This is a genomic window from Leisingera daeponensis, assembly GCF_019801465.1.
Classification (GTDB): Bacteria; Pseudomonadota; Alphaproteobacteria; order Rhodobacterales; family Rhodobacteraceae; genus Leisingera; species Leisingera daeponensis_A.
In genome coordinates, this window is record NZ_JAHVJA010000001.1 from 938792 (window position 1) to 958181 (window position 19390).

General features: G+C 65.5%; 15 protein-coding genes and 1 pseudogene. 8 read left to right on the top strand and 8 right to left on the bottom strand.

All coding sequences use genetic code 11. The features are described from left to right. Nucleotides 1-20 precede the first annotated feature (20 nt). Together KUV26_RS04605 and KUV26_RS04610 are read right to left on the bottom strand one after the other, a co-directional pair. A complete protein-coding gene (locus KUV26_RS04605; protein WP_222507475.1) occupies nt 21-686 on the bottom strand; it encodes a sulfotransferase family 2 domain-containing protein in 666 nt (221 codons plus the stop codon). Nucleotides 687-857: 171 nt separating this feature from the next. Then, nucleotides 858-1781 carry a DMT family transporter gene (locus KUV26_RS04610; RefSeq protein WP_222502931.1) on the bottom strand — a complete coding sequence of 308 codons (924 nt, stop codon included), beginning with the start codon at nt 1779-1781 and terminating at the stop codon, nt 858-860. A 76-nt stretch (nt 1782-1857) separates the two neighbouring features. Here KUV26_RS04610 and KUV26_RS04615 point away from each other — a divergent pair, with 76 nt between their 5' ends. The 3 genes from KUV26_RS04615 to KUV26_RS04625 all read left to right on the top strand — a co-directional run bounded on the left by KUV26_RS04615 (nt 1858) and on the right by KUV26_RS04625 (nt 5521). Continuing rightward, nucleotides 1858-3486 (top strand): AMP-binding protein, encoded by a 1629-nt coding sequence (locus KUV26_RS04615; RefSeq protein ID WP_222507476.1) that lies wholly within the window; start codon nt 1858-1860, stop codon nt 3484-3486. Between the two features lie 104 nt (nt 3487-3590). Continuing rightward, a complete protein-coding gene (locus tag KUV26_RS04620; protein ID WP_222502929.1) occupies nt 3591-4601 on the top strand; it encodes a hypothetical protein in 1011 nt (336 codons plus the stop codon). A 107-nt stretch (nt 4602-4708) separates the two neighbouring features. Then, nucleotides 4709-5521: a class I SAM-dependent methyltransferase gene (locus KUV26_RS04625; protein ID WP_222507477.1), complete on the top strand. Its 813-nt coding sequence runs from the start codon at nt 4709-4711 to the stop codon at nt 5519-5521. A 95-nt stretch (nt 5522-5616) separates the two neighbouring features. On the opposite strand, the gene KUV26_RS04630 is transcribed toward KUV26_RS04625, so the two are convergent. The 5 genes from KUV26_RS04630 to KUV26_RS04650 all read right to left on the bottom strand — a co-directional run bounded on the left by KUV26_RS04630 (nt 5617) and on the right by KUV26_RS04650 (nt 10762). After that, a complete protein-coding gene (locus KUV26_RS04630; protein ID WP_222507478.1) occupies nt 5617-6972 on the bottom strand; it encodes an SPOR domain-containing protein in 1356 nt (451 codons plus the stop codon). Between the two features lie 174 nt (nt 6973-7146). Next, nucleotides 7147-7779, bottom strand: coding sequence for a uracil phosphoribosyltransferase (upp, locus tag KUV26_RS04635; protein ID WP_222502926.1), 633 nt, complete (start codon nt 7777-7779; stop codon nt 7147-7149). A gap of 75 nt (nt 7780-7854) precedes the next feature. After that, the gene (locus KUV26_RS04640; protein ID WP_222507479.1) at nt 7855-9066 is read right to left on the bottom strand and encodes a phosphopentomutase; all 1212 of its coding nucleotides are present in this window, start codon (nt 9064-9066) and stop codon (nt 7855-7857) included. Beyond that, the gene (locus tag KUV26_RS04645; protein ID WP_222507480.1) at nt 9066-10370 is read right to left on the bottom strand and encodes a thymidine phosphorylase; all 1305 of its coding nucleotides are present in this window, start codon (nt 10368-10370) and stop codon (nt 9066-9068) included. Before KUV26_RS04645 ends, KUV26_RS04640 begins: the two co-directional genes overlap by 1 nt. After that, nucleotides 10370-10762 carry a cytidine deaminase gene (locus tag KUV26_RS04650; protein WP_222502923.1) on the bottom strand — a complete coding sequence of 131 codons (393 nt, stop codon included), beginning with the start codon at nt 10760-10762 and terminating at the stop codon, nt 10370-10372. The genes KUV26_RS04645 and KUV26_RS04650 overlap by 1 nt, the downstream gene beginning before the upstream one ends. A 658-nt stretch (nt 10763-11420) precedes the next feature. Here KUV26_RS04650 and KUV26_RS04655 point away from each other — a divergent pair. From KUV26_RS04655 to KUV26_RS04670, 4 genes are all read left to right on the top strand, one after another. After that, nucleotides 11421-13694, top strand: coding sequence for an NADP-dependent malic enzyme (locus KUV26_RS04655; RefSeq protein ID WP_222507481.1), 2274 nt, complete (start codon nt 11421-11423; stop codon nt 13692-13694). Between the two features lie 48 nt (nt 13695-13742). Next, nucleotides 13743-14135: a GFA family protein gene (locus KUV26_RS04660; protein WP_222507482.1), complete on the top strand. Its 393-nt coding sequence runs from the start codon at nt 13743-13745 to the stop codon at nt 14133-14135. A 264-nt stretch (nt 14136-14399) separates the two neighbouring features. Next, complete coding sequence (gene prpE, locus KUV26_RS04665; protein WP_222507483.1) at nt 14400-16289, top strand: propionate-CoA ligase PrpE; 1890 nt, start codon at nt 14400-14402, stop codon at nt 16287-16289. A 145-nt stretch (nt 16290-16434) separates the two neighbouring features. Next, on the top strand, nt 16435-17874 hold the full coding sequence (locus KUV26_RS04670; RefSeq protein ID WP_222507484.1) for an amidase family protein: 1440 nt from the start codon (nt 16435-16437) through the stop codon (nt 17872-17874). Between the two features lie 438 nt (nt 17875-18312). On the opposite strand, the gene KUV26_RS04675 is transcribed toward KUV26_RS04670, so the two are convergent. Then, nucleotides 18313-19074, bottom strand: a complete 762-nt coding sequence (locus tag KUV26_RS04675) for an NAD kinase (protein WP_222507485.1) — start codon at nt 19072-19074, stop codon at nt 18313-18315. A 170-nt stretch (nt 19075-19244) separates the two neighbouring features. Here KUV26_RS04675 and glyA point away from each other — a divergent pair. Next, nucleotides 19245-19390: pseudogene (gene glyA, locus KUV26_RS04680) on the top strand (serine hydroxymethyltransferase); the annotation flags it as partial.

Consider the following 19390-nt stretch of genomic DNA (forward strand, 5'->3'; position numbering starts at 1 on the left):
CACGCTCAGCGCTCTTCACGTTACCTGGATAGGAGAGAATCGTTAAAAGAGTATTCAAATTGCGCGATGTCCTGCGCGCAGGCGCTGGCAACGGCCTCAGCCGCGGCATCGTCGTAATAGCCCCGCCAGTCCCGCTTCCGGCCGCTCTCGTTGGCCACCGGCAACTGCAGGGAAAAGCCGAGGTGATCGAACAGGGGCTGCGCGTCGGTTTGAAAATGCTCCAGCCGGATATAGAGCCGGCACTGCTCGCTCCCGTCCGCATGGCGCATGTAGGACCGTGACGGGCTGCCGCGAAAGGCCCTGATGATCTCCGGATGCTGCACGAAGGCACAAAAGCCCAGCTCTTGCGAAAGCCGGATGGCCGGATGGTCAAAGCTCTGTTGCCGCAGCCAGTGATAATAGCTGACCGCCCGGTCCCAGGGATTACGCACCAGGGTGAAGGCAAAAAAGCTCTTCAGGACCTCCTCTGGCACCAGCCCTTCGATATCGGCCAGGGTGGAGTGCTTCCACAGCCGCCCGCGTGTTTCGGCATCCTTCAGGCGGCGGCGGCGCTTCAGCGCCTTCGGCGTGTCACCCAGCATCATGTCATCCGCCATGGCGCGCGCCTCCAGCGCCAGCGCGAGCGCGGTGCCGCCGGTTTTGGGAATATGGATAAAGACGTACCGGCGGCCCGGGGACAGGATCATGAGACGACCCTAGGCCATTGATGCGCGGTTGGAAATGCCCGGGAGCGCCGGGCGGCAGCGCAGGCACACCTGGCGAATGAGACTGGCCCCGGAGCCCTATCATTCACCTTTGCGCAAATACTCCGGGGTGAATTGGCCCGGAAGGGCCGAGAGGGCAGCGCCCCTTCGCTGTCACCTTGACCGCAGCGCAATCGTGGCGCCGGCCGCGATGATCAGGAGGATGCCCAGCATCTGCCAGATGTTCAGCGCCTGCCCCCAATAGGCCCAGGCGACCCCCGGCCCGACGATCATCACCGAGTATTCGAAGACGGCGACATAAGACGCCTCGCCCAGCTGGTAGGCCTTGGTGATCAGGAACACGCCGCCCACCGCGGCGCAGCCCTGCAGCAGGATCAGGTGGGAAATCTCCCACAGCGGCCAGACCCAGCCGCGGGTGACAAAGCCGTCGGAGCCCGCGGGCACTGCCTGCGGCCAAAGCTCCAGCCCAAGCAGCAGCATGGCCCCCAGCAGGCCCTGCACCAGCAGATAGATGAACAGCATCGCCACCGTGCTTTCGCCCTGGCAGTACAGCCCCGTTGCCAGCGAGCCAAGCGCGTAGAACAGCCCGCCCGCCACCGGCACCAGGATAAGCCAGTTGAAAGCGGCCGGATCCGGCTGCAGCACCATCAGAACCCCGGCAAAGCCGCACAGCACCGCCGCGATCCGGATCCAGCCGATCCGCATTTTCAGGAACAGCACCGAGATCACCACGATCAGGATCGGCGAGGTGAACAGCCCCGCCAGCGCCTGGGCAATCGGCATCAGCGCCACCGCGGAGAAGTAGAACACCATCGACACCGCCACCAGAACCGCCCGCAGCAGCACCGGGCCGAACCGGCGCGGTGCCAGGCCGCCCAGCCCGGCCCGCGCCATCAGCCACAGGAACGGAAGCGCGACAAATGTGCGCAGCAGGTAGAACTGGCCAAGCCCGATATGCTCGGCCATCAGCGGCACGGCGTTGTCTGTAATGCCGATAATCAGCATTGCGGCCAGCATGGACTGTGCGGCGGCGGCCTGGCTGCCGGTGGCGGTCGTGAGGGTTGCTGTTTGTTTCATACCCTTCCCATTGCCCGCAACTTTCCGCAATATCTGTTCTCTAAGCGACACCTAAAGTGATTCAGGGAGGAAACTGATGGGGTGGATGGCGGATGAAACCGGTCTGGAGAAGACCGCCGCAAATTATGTGCCGCTGACGCCGCTGTCGCATCTGCAGCGGGCGGCGCAGGTGTTTCCGGACCGTCTGGCGGTAAGTTACGGCAAGCACCGCAAGACCTATGCCGAATACCGCGAGCGCTGCACCCGGCTGGCGTCGGGCCTCGCAAAGCTGGGGGTGAAACCGGGCGACGTGGTGGCGACCCTGCTGCCGAACATTCCGGCGCAGGCAGAAGCGCATTTCGGCGTGCCGGCCTGCGGCGCCGTGCTGAACACCATCAACACCCGGCTGGATGTCGGCACGGTGGCTTATATTTTCGGCCACGGAGAGGCCAAAGCCGTGCTGGTCGACACGCAGTTCCTGGAACTGGCCGAGGCCGCAGTTCAGGAGATGGAAGGCCCTGCCCCGGTGCTCATCGAGGTGGCGGATGATCAGGCCGGCTGGCCCGCCGCCGGCAAACACATGGAATACGAGGCGCTGCTGGCCGGCGGCGACCCGGCGTTCCAGTGGATCATGCCAGAGGATGAGTGGGAAAGCCTGGCGCTGAACTATACCTCCGGCACCACCGGGCGGCCCAAGGGCGTGGTTTATCACCACCGCGGCGCCTACCTGATGACCATGGGCACGGTGGTGTCCTGGCGGATGGTGCTGCACCCGGTCTACCTGACCATCGTGCCGCTGTTCCACTGCAACGGCTGGAACCACACCTGGATGATGCCTCTGGTCGGCGGCACCGTGGTGTGCTGCCGCGATATCAGCGCACGGAACATCTACAACGCCATCCATGAAGAGGGCGTCACCCATTTCGGCGGAGCACCGATCGTGCTGAACATGCTGGTCAATGCCCCGGAGGAAGAGCGCAAACCCTTTGACCACACCGTCGAGGTGTTCACCGCAGGTGCCCCGCCTGCCCCGGCGACGCTGTCGAAGATCGAAAACCTTGGCTTCAACATCACCCATGTCTACGGGCTGACCGAAACCTTCGGCCATGTCACCGAATGCTACTGGAAGGCAGAGGAATGGGATGGCCTGGACAAGGCCGGGATTGCCGCCAAGAAGTCCCGCCAGGGCGTCGCGATGCCGATGCTGGAGCCTGTGGTGGTGCGCGACAGCGAGCACAGCATCCTGCCGATGGACGGCCAGAGCCAGGGTGAGATCGCACTGCGCGGCAATGTGGTGATGAAGGGCTACCTGAAGAACCCGGAGGCCACGGCCGAGGCGTTCAAGGGCGGCTATTTCAACTCCGGCGACCTCGCCGTGCAGCACCCCGACGGCTACATCCAGATTGCCGACCGGGCCAAGGACATCATCATCTCGGGGGGCGAGAACATCTCCTCTGTCGAGGTGGAAGGCGTGCTGATGGCGCATCCGGATGTGCTGCTGGCAGCCGTCGCGGCAATGCCGGACGAGCAATGGGGCGAGGTTCCCTGCGCCTTTGTCGAACTGAAACCGGGCGCCAAGGAGGACGCGGCGGCGCTGATCGCCTTCACCCGCGAAACGCTGGCAGGCTTCAAGGCCCCCAAGAAAGTGGTGTTCCAGGAGCTGCCCAAGACCTCCACCGGCAAGATCCAGAAGTTCGAACTGAGAAAAATCGCCAAGTCTCTGTAAGATTTTGCGGCGAAACGGCATCCGGGGCGGCAAAGCAAATTGCCGCCCCTGTTTTATGTGACTATTCTGGCGCCAAGGATACGGATGGGGACCGGGCAGGCTGCATGACGGCATTGAAGGAATTCGAGCGGCTGGAGGCTGCGGGCCTGTGGCGCGCAGATCCCGAGGCCCAGCGGCGGGATGTGATCATCTCGCTGGGCGATGCCACGCTGACCATTGCCAGCATGAACGACTTGCCGCTGGCGCATTGGTCGCTGGCAGCGGTGGAGCGCGCCAATCCGGGCGAGTTTCCGGCCCTGTTCCACCCCGATGGCGATCCCGGCGAGACGCTGGAGCTGGCGGAGGACGAAACCGCCATGCTGGAGGCCATCGCGCGGGTGCAGAACGCCATCGGCCGCTCCCGCCCGCGGCCGGGCAGGCTGCGGGCCGTCAGTGTGCTGGGCACCCTGGCACTGCTGCTGGCGCTGCTGCTGCTGTGGCTGCCGGGCGCCATCACCCGCCACACGGTCAGCGTGGTTCCGGACATCAAGCGCAAGGCCATCGGCCAGGCGCTGCTGGGGCGGATCGAGCGGGTGTCCGGCCCAGCCTGCGCCACGCCTGAGGCTGCGCCGATCCTGAAAAGCCTGGCGCAGCGCACCGGCGTCCGGCAGCTGGCGGTCCTGCGCTCCGGCATCCCCGGCAGCCTGCATCTGCCCGGCGGCATCGTGCTGCTGAACCGCTCCTTCGTGGAGGATTTCGAGGATCCGGCAGTCGCTGCCGGGGCCATCCTTGCGGAGCGCGCCCGCGCGGCCGCCAGCGACCCGATGCTGGAGCTTCTGGAGGCAGGCGGTTTTGGCGCCACGTTCAGGCTGCTGACCACGGGCGAGCTGGACCGCGCCGCGCTGGATGCCTATGCCGAAGCAACCCTGGCCAGCCCGCGGCCTCAGCTGCCCGACGAAGCGCTGCTGGCGGAGTTCGCGCGCGCCGCCCTGCCCTCCACCCCCTATGCCTATGCGCTGGATATCACCGGCGAGACAGTGCTGGGGCTGATCGAGGCCGACCCCATGGCCGGGCGCGTGCTGGAACCGGTCCTGAACGACCGCGACTGGGTGCAGCTGCAGAATATCTGCAGCTGATCCTGCCGCCCGGCGCCTCCCCCGGAACGCTCCGCGTTCGCGCGAGGACGCAGGATCTGCTATGATCCGCTGCATCTGCGCGAATGCATGTTCAGGGGGGATGAGCCATGCCAGAGACAGCAGCCAGTTTCACGGGGGATATTCCAAGCAAATATGACAGCGGCCTGGGGCCCGTAATCTTCTCAGGCTACGCGGACGAGATTGCCGGGCGCTGCCGCAGCCGCAAGCCGGCAGACGTGCTCGAACTGGCAGCCGGAACCGGGATCGTCTCGCTACGGCTTCGGCGCAGGCTGCCGCCCGAGTGCAAGCTGACTGTCACAGATCTGAATGAACCGATGCTGGAGCTGGCAAAGGCAAAGCTGTCCGGCGCCTCCAACGTCAGGGTTCGGGCGGCCGACGCGATGGAATTGCCCTTCGCCGATGGCAGCTTTGACCTGATCGTTTGCCAATTCGGTGTGATGTTCTTTCCCGACAAGGCCGCTGCATTCCGGGAGGCCGCACGGGTTCTGAAACCCGGCGGCCACTATATTTTCAGCGTCTGGGCGCCCCTGGCGCAGAACCCCTTTGCCGAAATCGCAGACGCCGAAGCGGCGCTGTTTTTCCCCGATGACCCTCCGGGATTCTACAAGGTTCCGTTCCACTATGGAGATCCTGAAGCGGTAAAGGCCGACCTGAACGGCGGAGACTGGTCAGCGGTCAGCCACGAGACGGTCACGCTGAACAAGACCATAGACGACCCGGAAGAATTTGCTGAGGCGCTGGTCTACGGCAACCCTATCAGCGAGGAAATCCGCGCCCGCGGCGGTGTTGATCCCGATGAGGTGGCCAGCGCCATCCTGGATGCCCTGCGGGCCCGCTTTGGACCGCCGCCTCTGCGGATGCCGCTGACGGCCGTTGTCTTCACTTGCCGCAGGCAGTAGCCGCCAGCCCCCCCGGCAATTGGCAGATCTGCGGTTAGGCGAAAGCAAACGGCCGGGCAATTGCCCGGCCGCCATGCCACCTTCCGGTTCCAAAACTATTTGCTGAGCCGGGCGCCGCTGAAACCGGCATGCTGCACCTTGCTCAGGGCCGCCGCCGCCTGGGCGTGCTCCCGGTAGGGCCCTGCCAGCACCACCTTATAGGGCTGGCCGTTGCGGCTGACCGTACCAAGGCGCACCGTCAGGCCCGAGGAGGCCAGCCTGCGGGCGGCAGCCTTGGCCTCTGCCGGATCGGCATAGGTCGCAGCCCGGACGTAACGGGCGGCGGTTGCCAGCTGATCAGGGCCGGCGGCACCCGGCGCCGAACGGGTGGACAGACGCAGGCCCTTGGGCTGCGCCTCAGCCGGGCTCACACGCGCGTTGCGCGGCAGCCTGACCGCCGGGCGGTCCAGCGGCAGCTGCACCAGATCGCGCGGCACACCATCGGTCCAGATCCGCGCCATCTGCGCATCGCCTTCCGGGGTGCGCACCCCGCGCATCGGGTTCATCCGGCCGTCGTCCCGCTCCACCACCTGATACCCTGCGGGGGCCTGGGAGAAGCTGGTCACAACCGCGGGCCGGACCGTGCGCTCCGCGCGCTGAGGATTCAGCCGTCCGTCGGTCCAGACCGGACGGTAGCCGTCCGGCACCGTGAAACTGTTGCTGAGGCGCCGGTCCTGATAGACGTGGGTCTGCACAATCCGGGTGTTCGGCGTGAGCCGGACCGAAGACTGCGGCCCGATCCCGCCCTGGCCGCCATAGGTCACCGGTCCCTCATCCTGCGGGCCGCAGCGCACCCCGGAGGAGTTGGTGTACTGGCGGCTGATATCGGACAGGCCCGCGCAGCCCGCCTGCGGCTGCGCGGCCGGGACAGGCTGCGGGGCAGGTTCGGGCGCAGCCTTCACGACAGGCTTGGCGACGGGTTTGGCCGCTGCAGGCGCCGCTGCGGCCGCGGCGGGCTGAACGCTGGTGGTTTTCGCCGTGCGGCGCGGCTTGGCGGTCGTGACCGCTGCGGGAGGCGCGCTCGCCGCGGCCGGCTGGGCCGGTGCCGCGGCAGGTCTGGCCGCAGCCGTTTCGGCCGCAGCCGTCTGCGCAGGCTGCTGGCTGGGCTCGAGGGTGATCAGTTCCGGCCCGGAAGCGGTCTGCGGCTGACGGGTGGCTCCGGCGACCTGTGTCGGGGCGTAACCGCAAATCTGCTTGCGGGAACGGGTAACCCGCGGCACCCAGCTGACATTCCCGTCGATGCCGGCCCGGATATAGATGCAGCCGCGGCTGTCCACATACTGCTTGCCCTTGTATGACGCAGGCGGATATTCGGCGGGCGGCCGGGTTTCACGCAGGGTTTGTGCCTGTATCCCTGCTGTGCCGGATGCCCCCGCGATGATGGCCAGTGCAATAATTCTAGTTATTTTCATTCCTGAGCCCCACAAAATATGGCTACAGGATGCCTGAAACGGGCCTGTGAGTAAAGATTCTGCGGCAACAATAAGGCTGCAATCCGGCAATTTTTGCGCGAATTGCAATCAATTCACCCCCTCCGGCACCGGCGGGCGGCCGAGGCGGATTTGCGCCGCCCCGGCGGGAAAAGGTCATTTTGTGCCGAACATCCGGTCGCCGGCATCGCCGAGACCCGGCAGGATATAGCCCTTGGCGTTGATCTCGCGGTCCAGCGAGGCAGTAACGATCGGCACGTCAGGATGGGATTCCTTCATCTTGGCGACCCCCTCGGGCGAGGCCAGCAGGCAGAGGAAACGGATGTTGTTGGCACCGGCCTCCTTCAGCAGATCAATCGCTGCAGCCGAGCTGTTGCCGGTCGCCAGCATCGGGTCGACCGCAATCACCAGACGGTCCTTCAGCCCCTCGGGTGCCTTGAAGTAGTACTGCACCGGCTGCAGGGTTTCCTCGTCGCGGTAGAGGCCGACAAAGCCGACGCGGGCGGAGGGGATCAGCTCCAGCACGCCGTCCAGCATGCCGTTGCCCGCGCGCAGGATCGACACCAGCGCCAGCTTCTTTCCGGCCAGGATCGGCGCGTCCATCTCCTCCATCGGGGTTTCGATGTTGGTGGTGGTCAGCGGCATCTCGCGGGTGATTTCATAGGCCAGCAGCTGGGTGATCTCGCGCAGCAGGCGGCGGAACCCCGCGGTGGAGGTGCCCTTGTCCCGCATCAGGGTCAGCTTGTGCTGCACAAGCGGGTGATCAACAACGGTCAGGTGGTCGGTCATAGGGCACTCCTCAGATTTGATTGCAGCGCTTTTACGGGCTTGGCCGCGGCAGGCAAGCGGGTTTTGACCATCGGGTCAAAGAAAACTCTTGCCCGGACCTTGGGCCGGGACATTCAAATGGGCCGCAATGGAGGCGCCCACATCCGCGAATTTGACCTGCCCGATGGTGCCCGCGTCAAGCCCTGCGATCAGAACCGGCACCTGTTCGCGGGTATGGTCGGAGCCGGGCCAGCTGGGATCGTTGCCATGATCGGCGGTCAGCACCAGCATGTCGCCCTGGCGCAGCATCGGCAGCAGGCGGCCGATTTCCGCATCGAACCACTCCAGCGCCCGGGCATAGCCGGAGATGTCGCGGGTATGCCCGTACATGCTGTCAAACTCGACGAAGTTGGCAAAGGTCAGGCTGCCGTCCTCCGCCGTTCCCACTGCGTCAAGAAGATGCTCCATCAGCTTGGTGTCAGAGCCTTTTTTGAGGGTGTCGATACCGGACATGGAGAAGATATCGCCGATCTTGCCGATCGCGTGGACCTTGCCGCCAGCCTCCTGCACCCAGTTGGTCAGCACCGGAGCCGGCGGGCTGATGGCGTAGTCGCGGCGGTTGGTGGTGCGGGTAAAGCCCTCCTCTGCGGAGCCGAGGAAGGGGCGCGCAATGACCCGCCCCACCTTCATCGCGTGCAGCCGCGGGGCAATGGCCTCGCAGAGCTTCAGAAGGCGGTCGAGGCCAAAGGTCTCCTCATGCGCGGCGATCTGGAAAACGCTGTCGGCGGAGGTGTAGCAGATAGGCTTGCCCGTCCGCATGTGTTCGGCGCCGAGATCGTCGAGGATCACCGTGCCGGAGGCGTGGCAATTGCCCAGGATGCCATCGGTGCCTGCCTGCTCCGCGACGATAGCGGAGAGATCCTCGGGAAAGGACGGCGCTTGATCGGGGAAGTAATGCCAGTCCCAGGGCACCGGCAGGCCCGCCAGCTCCCAATGGCCCGACGGCGTGTCCTTGCCGCGGCTGAGCTCCCGGGCGCAGCCCCACGGCCCCTGCGGTTCAGCGTCCAGCCCTGGAAACGGCACCGGGGACGCCAGCCGCATCGCCGCGCCAAGGCCCATCCGTTCCATGTTCGGCAGCTGCAGCGGACCGCTGCGGCCCTCTTCCGCCTCACCGGCGGCACAGGCCTGCGCGATATGGGCCAGCGTGTTGGCGCCAAGGTCCGGCAGATCGCCGTTAAAAAAGGTCCCGGCATCCGGCGCGCCGCCGATGCCAACGGAGTCCATCACCACAAGGAAGGCACGGGGCATCAGGAGATCCTTTCGTGAACCAGCGGCGGCAGGGCGGCCGGCGCCTCCCCGATTGCGACCGCAGCGAGGAAGGCCGCCTCCGCCTTCTCAGCTGCATCATCGCTGGCCGCGTGGATCCGGGCAAGCGTTTCCCCTGCCCCGACCTGCTGGCCCAGGCGGACAATGTCCGAGATCCCGACGCCCGGGTGGATGCGGTCGCTTTCCACCATGCGGCCGCCGCCGAGGCTGACAACCGCTAGCCCGAGCGCTTCGCCGTTCATGGCAGAGACATGCCCCGCCGTGGGGGCCTTGACCTCGCGGATAACTTCGGCGCCGGGCAGATGACCCTGCCATTGCGCGGCAAAGTCCGCGGGGCCGCCCAGGGCAGCGGTCATCCGGGCAAACCGGTCCGCCGCGCGGCCGTCGGAGAGCGTCGCGGTGATCTTGGCCGCGCCCTCTGCCGCGTCCGCGGCCAGCCCGGCATGGGCCAGCAGTTCGCCGCCCAATATTGCTGTGATCTCCGCCAGCGGGCCGCAGGCGCTGCTGGTCAGCACCCGCATCACCTCTGCCACCTCCAGAGCGTTGCCCAAGGCGGGCGCCAGCGGCTGGTTCATGTCGGTGATCAGCGCCGAGGTGCGGCAGCCTGCGGCATTGGCCGTATCGCACAGCGATTGCGCCAGCGCGCGGGCCTCACCTGCGGTCTTCATGAAGGCGCCGGAGCCGATTTTCACGTCCAGCACCAGCGCGTCCGGGGACGCGGCCAGCTTCTTGGACAGGATCGAGGCGGTGATCAGGTCGAGGCTCTCCACCGTGGCGGTCACGTCCCGGATCGCATAGAGCCGTTTGTCCGCCGGTGCGATCTGGGCGGTTGCGCCGACAATGGCGCAGCCCATGTCCTGCATCATCCGGCGCAGACGATCTTCGCTGACACTGGTGGAAACACCCGGGATCGCCTCCAGCTTGTCCAGTGTGCCGCCGGTATGGCCCAGCCCCCGGCCGGAGATCATCGGGACGTAGGCACCGCAGGCGGCCAGCGCCGGGGCCAGCAGCAGCGAGACGCAATCGCCCACGCCGCCGGTGGAATGCTTGTCCAGCACTGGGCCGTCCAGGTCCCAGGCCAGCACATCGCCGGTATCGCGCATCGCCAGCGTCAGGCCGCGGCGGCCCTCCACGCTGAGCCCCTGCAGACAGACAGCCATGGCAAAGGCCCCGGCCTGCGCGTCAGACACCGCACCGCTGGCCAGCCCTTCGGCAAACCAGCGCAGCGCCTCCTCGCCCGGCGTTTCGCCGCGGCGCAGGCTGGCGTTGATGGCGCGGGCGTCCATCAGCTGCGCTCCATATGGTCCGCGTCAAAGGCCCCGGGCAGCAGATCCGCAATGGTGGTTTCCTGCTCATCCCCGTCGGTGGTGGCCATGGTGACCTTCACATCGCCCTTGCCGAATTCCTTCAGTTTCTGGCGGCAGCCGCCGCAGGGCGGGATCGGCGTGGGGCAATCGGCAATCACATAGACCTCCGCCAGCACCTTCTCGCCCGCGGCCACCATGGCAGCGATGGCGCCGGCCTCGGCGCAGGTGCCTTCGGGGTAAGCAACGTTTTCGACGTTGCAGCCCACATAGATCTGGCCGGAGGCGGAACGCACTGCGGCGCCGACCTTGAAGTTGGAATATGGCGCGTGGGCGTTTTCGCGGACGGCGGCAGCAGCGGCTTTGAGGCTCATGGCGATTCCCCGTTTTTTATCATTTGGTCAAGATGCCGCAGGATAGCGGCTGGTGCGGCGGGAGGTGAAGCCCCATTCCGGTTTTGTCTGCGGCGGTTTGCGAATGGCACTTCCAGGAAAGAATGCTTGTGCGGCCGTCACGGCATGCGGCAGGATCTTTGCCGCGGCGGATCCTGATGCCGAATGCGGTGTCCGGCATGCCGCTGCCGCACCAGAGCCGCCGCCACCGCAGCCGGTGCGGCTTGCGCAGCGTGACACTGCTGTCATTCGGCAAATCCATCAGGATCTTTAGCCAGAATACGGCTAGTTCCGGGGTTCAGATAGCGCCCGGTACCGCAGCAGAGCCGCCGCCCGAAGCGGAAACAAACAGCACGGCACCGGGCGCAAGCTGCGGCAATCACGCCCCTGCTTGCGAATAAGGCATTCACAAAAAACGAATTTTCGCAGGGCGCCCCATCCGCCCGCGGACCGCGCCCGGCGATTGTGACGCGCATTTATTCACTTCCTGACCTGCTGGACTGAATAGGATGCGGCGCCGGGGATTATGCAAGAACCCGCCGCCCTGGCGGTCGCCGCGTTCCTTTGCGTCAGTTTGGGCTAGGTTTCCGTCAAAAAAAATGGTTTAACGCTAAACAATATAGTTTCCGAGGAGCGCCAGATGTCAGATTCACAGAGCACGCGCCAAGCCGCACTCAACTACCACGAGTTTCCCCGCCCCGGTAAGCTGGAGATCCGCGCAACCAAGCCAATGGCCAACGGGCGCGATCTGGCGCGCGCCTATTCCCCCGGCGTGGCGGAGGCCTGCGTGGAGATCAAGGCGGATGAGGCCAATGCCGCCCGCTACACCTCGCGCGGCAATCTGGTGGCGGTTGTGTCGAACGGCTCGGCGGTGCTGGGGCTGGGCAACATCGGCGCGCTGGCCTCCAAACCGGTGATGGAAGGCAAAGCGGTCCTGTTCAAGAACTTCGCGGGCATCGACTGCTTTGACCTCGAAGTGAATGAAAGCGACCCGGAGAAGCTGGCTGACATCGTCTGCTCGCTGGAGCCGACATTCGGCGCCATCAACCTCGAGGACATCAAGGCACCGGACTGCTTTGTGGTCGAGAAGCTGTGCCGCGAGCGGATGAACATCCCTGTGTTCCACGATGACCAGCATGGCACCGCGATTGTTGTGGGGGCCGCGGCAAAGAACGCGCTGCATGTGGCGGGCAAGTCGTTCGAGGACATCAAGATCGTTTCCACCGGCGGCGGCGCGGCGGGCATCGCCTGCCTCAACATGCTGGTGAAGCTGGGTGTGAAGCGCGAGAACATCTGGCTCTGCGACATTCACGGCCTGGTCTATGAAGGCCGCGAGGAGGACATGAACCCGCAAAAGGCGGCCTTTGCCCAGGCCTCGGGGCTGCGCACGCTCGACGAGGTGATGGACGGTGCAGACATGTTCCTGGGCCTGTCCGGACCCAATGTGCTGTCGCCGGAATTGGTCAGCAAGATGACCGTGCGGCCGATCATCTTTGCGCTGGCCAACCCGACGCCGGAAATCATGCCGGAGGCCGCGCGCAAGGTGGCGCCGGATGCGATCATCGCCACCGGACGCAGTGATTTCCCCAACCAGGTCAACAACGTGCTGTGCTTCCCCTTCATCTTCCGCGGGGCGCTGGATGTGGGCGCAACGGAAATCAATGACGAGATGCAGATCGCCTGCGTCGACGGCATCGCCGAGCTGGCCCGCGCCACCACCTCGGCCGAGGCGGCAGCAGCCTACAAGGGCGAGCAGCTGACCTTCGGGGCTGACTACCTGATCCCGAAGCCGTTCGACCCGCGGCTGGTGGCGGTGGTCTCCTCCGCGGTGGCCAAGGCGGCAATGGACAGCGGCGTGGCGACCCGGCCGATCGAGGATATCGAGGCCTACAAGCAGAAGCTTAAACAGACTGTCTTCAAATCGGCTCTGCTGATGAAGCCGGTTTTCGAGGCCGCCCGCGCGGCCGCCCGCCGCATCGTGTTCAGCGAGGGCGAGGATGAGCGGGTGCTGCGCGCTGCGCAGGCGATCCTGGAAGAAACCACCGAAACCCCGATCCTGATCGGCCGCCCGGAGGTGATCGAGCGCCGCTGCGAGCGGCTGGGGCTGGACGTGCGGCCGGGCCGCGACTTCCAGCTGGTGAACCCGGAAAACGACCCGCGCTACTACGACTACTGGAACAGCTATCACAAGCTGATGCAGCGCCGCGGGGTCACGCCGGACCTGGCCAAGGCGATCATGCGCACCAACACCACGGCGATCGGCGCCATCATGGTGCACCGCGGCGAGGCGGATTCCCTGATCTGCGGCACCTTCGGCGAATACCGCTGGCATCTGAACTACGTCGATCAGGTTCTGGGCGGCGGCAGCTACTCGCCGCATGGCGCGCTGTCGATGATGATCCTGGAGGACGGCCCGCTGTTCATCGCCGACACCCATGTGCGGATCGAACCGACGCCGGCCCAGATCGCCGAAACCGTGCTGGGCGCGGCCCGGCATGTGCGCCGCTTCGGCCTGGCGCCGAAGATCGCGCTGTGCTCGCAATCGCAATTCGGCAATATCTCATGTGATACCGGCTCGCGCCTGCGGGACGCGCTGGAGATCCTTGACGACAAGCGCCGGGATTTCGCCTACGAAGGCGAGATGAACATCGACACCGCGCTGGACCCGGAGCTGCGCGCACGGATCTTCCCGAATTCCCGGCTGGACGGTCCGGCGAATGTGCTGATCTTCGCCCACGCCGATGCCGCCTCTGGCGTGCGCAACATCCTCAAGATGCGGGCCGGCGGGCTGGAGGTGGGGCCGATCCTGATGGGGATGGGGAACCGCGCCCATATCGTGTCGCCCTCGATCACCGCACGGGGGCTGCTGAACATGGCCGCCATTGCCGGCACCCCGGTCGCGCACTACGGTTAAGGCTGCGGCCGGGTATTGCTGCCGGCCGCCCTATCAGGGAGGCCGGACATGAAAGGGCATTGCCACTGCGGCGCAGTGCATTGGGAGAGCCGGGCAGAGGCAGCCTGGAGCTGTTACTGCCACTGCGCCGACTGCCGCCGCAATTGCGCGGCGCCTGTCACCGCTTTCTTCGGGCTGCCGCATGACGCGGTGGAATGGTCCGGGGCCGAACCCAGGGTCTACAACTCGTCAGAGGGGGTGGAACGGCTGTTCTGCGGCACCTGCGGCACCCAGATGGCCTACCGCACTGCGCGGGATGCTGTGAACATCCACCTCTACACCGCGACGCTGGAAAGCCCCAGCGCCATGCCGCCCAGGTTCCACGTCTTCCACTCCGACCATGTCAGCTGGCTGGAACTGAAGGACAGCCTGCCCCGCTATGCCAAATCCGCAGCCGGGTGATTCCCTCCCCCGGGCGCAGGCGCGTTGCCCGCATATTTGCAAGTTTGCAATCCCGCAGCGGCTATTCCTGAATTTTCTGCAGCAAACAGCGGTTTGCAAAGCAGCCGGTCTGCAAAGCGGCCGGAGTTTGTAAATTCAGTAAATACTCCCCGCGTATCCGGTCGGATTTTGTAAATTTCTTGACGAACCTTGCGTGTGGACACGGCAGAACTTGCCCGCCCTTCGGTTTCTCGCCTACGCAAATGGCAGGAGGAGATGAACACCATGGGATATCAGGATATTTATTCCGCCTGGAAACAGGATCCGGAAGCCTTCTGGATGGAGGCCGCGCAGGCGATCAGCTGGGACGAGGCCCCGAAGCAGGCGCTGTTTGATAAGGGCGAGGGCCTTTACGAATGGTTTGCCGATGCCAAGGTGAACACCTGCTACAACGCCGTCGACCGTCATGTCGAACAAGGGCGCGGCGAGCAGACCGCGATCATCTACGACAGCCCGGTCACCCATACCAAGCGTGAAATCTCCTATGTCGAATTGCGCAACCGGGTCGCCACCCTGGCCGGCGCCCTGCGCGCCAAGGGCGTGGAAAAAGGCGACCGCGTCATCATCTACATGCCGATGATCCCGGAGGCGCTTGAGGCGATGCTGGCCTGCGCCCGGATCGGTGCGGTGCATTCGGTTGTGTTCGGCGGCTTTGCCTCCAACGAACTGGCGGTGCGTATCGACGACGCCAAGCCCAAGGCGATCATCGCCGCCTCCTGCGGCATCGAGCCGGGCCGCATCGTGCATTACAAGCCCCTGCTGGACGGCGCCATGGACCTGGCCGCGCACAAGCCGGAGTTCTGCGTGATCTTCCAGCGCGAGCAGGAAGTGGCGGAGCTGATCCCGGGCCGCGACGTGAACTGGCACGGCTTCCAGTACGGCGTGGAGCCTGCCGAATGCGTGCCGGTCGAGGGCAACCACCCCTCCTACATCCTCTACACCTCCGGCACCACCGGCCAGCCCAAGGGGGTGATCCGCCACACCGCGGGTCAGCTGGTGGCGCTGAACTGGACGATGAAGAACATCTACAACGTCGATCCCGGCGATGTGTTCTGGGCGGCCTCGGACGTGGGCTGGGTCGTCGGCCACAGCTATATCTGCTACGGGCCGCTGATCCACGGCAACACCACCATCGTGTTCGAGGGCAAGCCGGTCGGAACGCCGGATGCGGGCACCTTCTGGCGGGTGATCTCCGAGCACAAGGTCAAGAGCTTCTTCACCGCCCCCACCGCCTTCCGCGCGGTGAAGCGGGAAGACCCCAAGGGCGAGTGCGTCAAAAAATACGACCTCAGCGGCCTCAAGCAGGTCTACCTGGCCGGTGAGCGTGCGGACCCCGACACCATCACCTGGGCGCAGGAGCAGCTGAAAGTGCCGGTGGTGGACCACTGGTGGCAGACCGAAACCGGCTGGTCGATTGCCGCCAACCCCCTGGGGATCGAGGAACTGCCGACCAAGCTCGGATCGCCTGCGGTGCCGATGCCGGGCTACGAGGTGGATATCCTCGACGAGGGCGGCAACCCGGTTGCAGCGGGCGAGCTGGGCGCGATTGCAGTGAAACTGCCGCTGCCGCCGGGCACCCTGCCGACGCTGTGGAATGCCGAGGAGCGTTTCAGGAAAAGCTACCTGACCACCTTCCCCGGCTATTATGAAACCGGGGACGCCGGCATGAAGGACGAGGACGGCTACCTCTACATCATGGCGCGCACCGACGACGTGATCAACGTCGCGGGCCACCGCCTGTCGACCGGCGGCATGGAGGAAGTTCTGGCAGGCCATCCGGATGTTGCCGAATGCGCGGTGATCGGCGTCGCGGACAGCCTCAAGGGCCAGATGCCGGTGGGTTTCCTCTGCCTCAACGCCGGCGCGGACCGCGATCATGGCGAAGTGGTGGCCGAGGTCGTCAAACTGGTGCGCGAGAAGATCGGCCCAGTCGCGGCCTTCAAGCTGGCGGTGGTGGTCGACCGTCTGCCCAAGACCCGCTCCGGCAAGATCCTGCGCGCCACAATGGTGAACATCGCCGACGGCACGCCCTGGAAGATGCCTGCCACCATCGACGATCCGGCCATCCTGGACGAGATCACGGCAGCACTGCAGACGATAGGCTACGCCAGGTAACCTCCCTCGTTTCCCGGCACGGGAGACGGTCAAAAACTCTGTGAGGGTTTTTGAAGGCTCCGCCAGCCGGCGGAGCCTGTTTTCCGTCCGGTTTCGCTTGCAACTCCGCCCTGCCGGCCTAGGCTGCGGCCAGGGAGGCCTGAGCATGACACAACCACAGATATGGCAACTGAGCGCCACCGAACTGACCGCACTGACCCGCGCCGGGGATCTGAGCGCAGAGGCTGCAGCCCAGGCTTCCATCGACCGGATGAACGCGGTGAACCCGGGCCTGAACGCAGTGGTAGAGGACCTCAGCAGCGAGGCGCTCGACCGCGCCCGCGCGCTGGACAAGGCGCGCAGCGGCGGCGCGGAGCCCGGCCCGCTGCACGGTGTGCCGGTCACCATCAAGATCAACATCGATCAGAAGGGCCACGCCACCTCCAACGGGGTGACAGCGCTGAAGGACCTGATTGCCCCGGCCGATGCACCCGTCGTTGAGAACCTGCAAAAGGCCGGCGCGGTGGTGATCGGCCGCACCAACACGCCGGAGTTCTCCTTCCGCGCAGACACCGACAACCCGCTGCACGGGCGCACCCATAACCCCTGGGGGCGGCATATCTCTCCGGGCGGTTCCTCCGGCGGCGCGGGGGCTGCGGTGATGGCCGGGATCGGCGCGCTGGCACACGGCAATGACATCGGCGGCAGCTTGCGCTTTCCCGCCGCGGCCAATGGCGCGGTCACCGTGAAGCCGGGGCTGGGCCGGGTGCCGGCCTGGAACCCCAGCCAAACGGCGGAACGCGGTCTGCTGGCGCAACTGATGTCGGTACAGGGGCTGATCACCCGCACCGCGGAGGACCTGCACCTGTCGATGCCCTCCCTGATTGCCGCCGATCCGCGCGATCCCTTTCACGTGCCGATGCCCTGGCGCGGCGAGGCGCTGGACCGCCCCATCAAGGTCGCCTTTACCAAAAACACTCACGGCTATGAGCTGCACCCGGAGGTCGAGGCCGCGCTGGACTTCGCCCGGGATGCGCTGGCGGATGCCGGCTATGCCGTCGAAGAGGCGGAGCCGCCGAATGCGTTCGAGGCCGGGCGCACAGGCTACCGGGCGCTGATGGGCGAGATCTATGCGCTGATGAAGGCGGATGTGGATGCGGCCGGCTCGCAGGCTGTGCGCGATATCTTCGCGGTCTACTTCCAGGAGTTTCCGCCCTTTGCCGGCGATGAGCTGCTGCAGATGATGGCCAAGCGCACCCATTACGCGCGCCAGTGGTCGCTGTTCATGGAAAACTACCCGCTGGTGCTGTCGCCCTTCCTGCCGCAGCCCTTCTTCAAACCGGACCGCGACACCGAAGGCGCGGAAGGCGTGCATGAGGTGCTGGGCTGCGCCGTCTATTCCTATGCGATGAATTTCCTGGGGCTTCCTGCGGCTTCGGTCCCGGCCCGGCTGGCACAGCTGCCGAAAGGTGCGCAACCCGTCAATGTGCAACTCGCCGCCCGCCGCTGGCGCGAAGACCTGGCAGTGGACGCCTGCGCCGCGATCGAGTCCCGCGCCGGCCGGATGTGCCTGCCGCTTTGGGAGAAGATGGCTGCAGGCGTATAACAGACGGTGCCCCGGCAGCGGCTGGCGCCGCAGGTCTCCGCGGCGGATGTCCGCTGCACCGGATTGCCCGGCCTGCATCGTTGGGGAGGAAGCCAGGGGGGCTGAGGACTGGGTTCAGCAGGCGGGCTTGGATCAATACCGCCATGCCTCCGGGACTTTCGGTTTCAGTGCCTCCGGGGGCAGGATGTCCCGTCCCCGGAGTCTTTTCCTGACCCGTTTCACTCACTACCAAAGCCGCCCCGCTCGCCCGAATACGCGGGCGCGGGTGGACCGGACCTGGCCGGCGGGGCACTCGGAACAGGAAAACAACAAAATCCGCCGGCACGGCTCCCGGCCTTGCAGCCGCAGGCAAACGCCACCAGCATCTGCCTGTGGATAAAGCATCACATGGAATGGTTACCGCAAAGTTCACAGTCTCGTGAACCAAACGTTAAAGCTTCAGGTAAACTGCTCTGAGATCAGTCTTTCCTCCAATCCGTGGCCGGGATCGAAGAGAATTTTATGACGGATCTGCGTGTCGGCGCGGATCTCCACCCAGTCGATGTCGGCCACAGAAATCGAATCCGCATCCGCCATAACCGGGCGCTTGTCCGCTTCCAGAACGTCAAACCGCACCATCGCGTTGCTGGGCAGCAGCGCGCCCCGCCAGCGCCGCGGCCGGAAGGCGGCAATTGCGGTGAGCGCCAGCACGTCGGCGCCGATCGGCAGGATCGGACCGTGAGCCGAGTAGTTGTAGGCGGTGGACCCCGCGGGCGTTGAAACCAGGGCGCCGTCGCAGACCAGCTCCTCCATCCGCACCCTTCCATCCACCGAAACCCTGAGACGCGCCGCCTGCGGGCCTGCCCGCAGCAGCGAAACCTCGTTGATCGCCAGCGCCTTGTGCACCTCGCCGCGGCGGTCCATCGCCGTCATTGACAGCGGGTTGATAATCTCCTGCACCGCTTCCTCGAGCCGTTCGATCAGACCGTCCTCGCGGTATTCGTTCATCAGGAAGCCGACGGTGCCGCGGTTCATGCCGTAGACCGGCGCCGGGTGATCGACCATGGTATGAAGGGTCCGCAGCATAAATCCGTCGCCGCCAAGGGCGACAATCACCTGCGCCTGCTCAGGCGGCACATGGCCGTAGCGGCGGCACAGCTCGTTCAGCGCATCCTGTGCGACGTCGACCTCGCTGGCCAGAAAGGCGATTCTCAAACTCATGAAATCTGTTTCCGGTATTAGCCATGTGGTTCCGAAACAATCACAGCTTTCCGCCGATGGCCATAGTTGCCGTTCTGTCGCAGGGATATGTCGCTTTACAGGCTTCCTGCGCAAGGAAGTTTCCGATAGGAAATCCCTCAATTCTGATCCCCAACTCCAACGGAGCCACCATGACTGAAGCGACCCGTGACCCCGGCTTTTTCACCCAAGCGCTGTCTGAGCGCGATCCTGAACTGTTCGGCGCGATCACGGCCGAGCTGGGCCGCCAGCGCGATGAGATCGAGCTGATCGCCTCCGAGAACATCGTCTCCGCCGC

What these genes read in the sequence shown, in the direction of transcription:
- upp (WP_222502926.1), bottom strand. Translation starts at nt 7,779, where the DNA reads ATGACCGACCACCTGACCGTTGTTGATCACCCGCTTGTGCAGCACAAG.
- KUV26_RS04615 (WP_222507476.1), top strand. Translation starts at nt 1,858, where the DNA reads ATGGGGTGGATGGCGGATGAAACCGGTCTGGAGAAGACCGCCGCAAAT.
- KUV26_RS04675 (WP_222507485.1), bottom strand. Translation starts at nt 19,074, where the DNA reads ATGAGTTTGAGAATCGCCTTTCTGGCCAGCGAGGTCGACGTCGCACAG.
- KUV26_RS04670 (WP_222507484.1), top strand. Translation starts at nt 16,435, where the DNA reads ATGACACAACCACAGATATGGCAACTGAGCGCCACCGAACTGACCGCA.
- KUV26_RS04620 (WP_222502929.1), top strand. Translation starts at nt 3,591, where the DNA reads ATGACGGCATTGAAGGAATTCGAGCGGCTGGAGGCTGCGGGCCTGTGG.
- KUV26_RS04645 (WP_222507480.1), bottom strand. Translation starts at nt 10,370, where the DNA reads ATGGACGCCCGCGCCATCAACGCCAGCCTGCGCCGCGGCGAAACGCCG.
- prpE (WP_222507483.1), top strand. Translation starts at nt 14,400, where the DNA reads ATGGGATATCAGGATATTTATTCCGCCTGGAAACAGGATCCGGAAGCC.
- KUV26_RS04660 (WP_222507482.1), top strand. Translation starts at nt 13,743, where the DNA reads ATGAAAGGGCATTGCCACTGCGGCGCAGTGCATTGGGAGAGCCGGGCA.
- KUV26_RS04650 (WP_222502923.1), bottom strand. Translation starts at nt 10,762, where the DNA reads ATGAGCCTCAAAGCCGCTGCTGCCGCCGTCCGCGAAAACGCCCACGCG.
- KUV26_RS04605 (WP_222507475.1), bottom strand. Translation starts at nt 686, where the DNA reads ATGATCCTGTCCCCGGGCCGCCGGTACGTCTTTATCCATATTCCCAAA.
- KUV26_RS04640 (WP_222507479.1), bottom strand. Translation starts at nt 9,066, where the DNA reads ATGCCCCGTGCCTTCCTTGTGGTGATGGACTCCGTTGGCATCGGCGGC.
- KUV26_RS04655 (WP_222507481.1), top strand. Translation starts at nt 11,421, where the DNA reads ATGTCAGATTCACAGAGCACGCGCCAAGCCGCACTCAACTACCACGAG.
- KUV26_RS04630 (WP_222507478.1), bottom strand. Translation starts at nt 6,972, where the DNA reads ATGAAAATAACTAGAATTATTGCACTGGCCATCATCGCGGGGGCATCC.
- KUV26_RS04610 (WP_222502931.1), bottom strand. Translation starts at nt 1,781, where the DNA reads ATGAAACAAACAGCAACCCTCACGACCGCCACCGGCAGCCAGGCCGCC.
- KUV26_RS04625 (WP_222507477.1), top strand. Translation starts at nt 4,709, where the DNA reads ATGCCAGAGACAGCAGCCAGTTTCACGGGGGATATTCCAAGCAAATAT.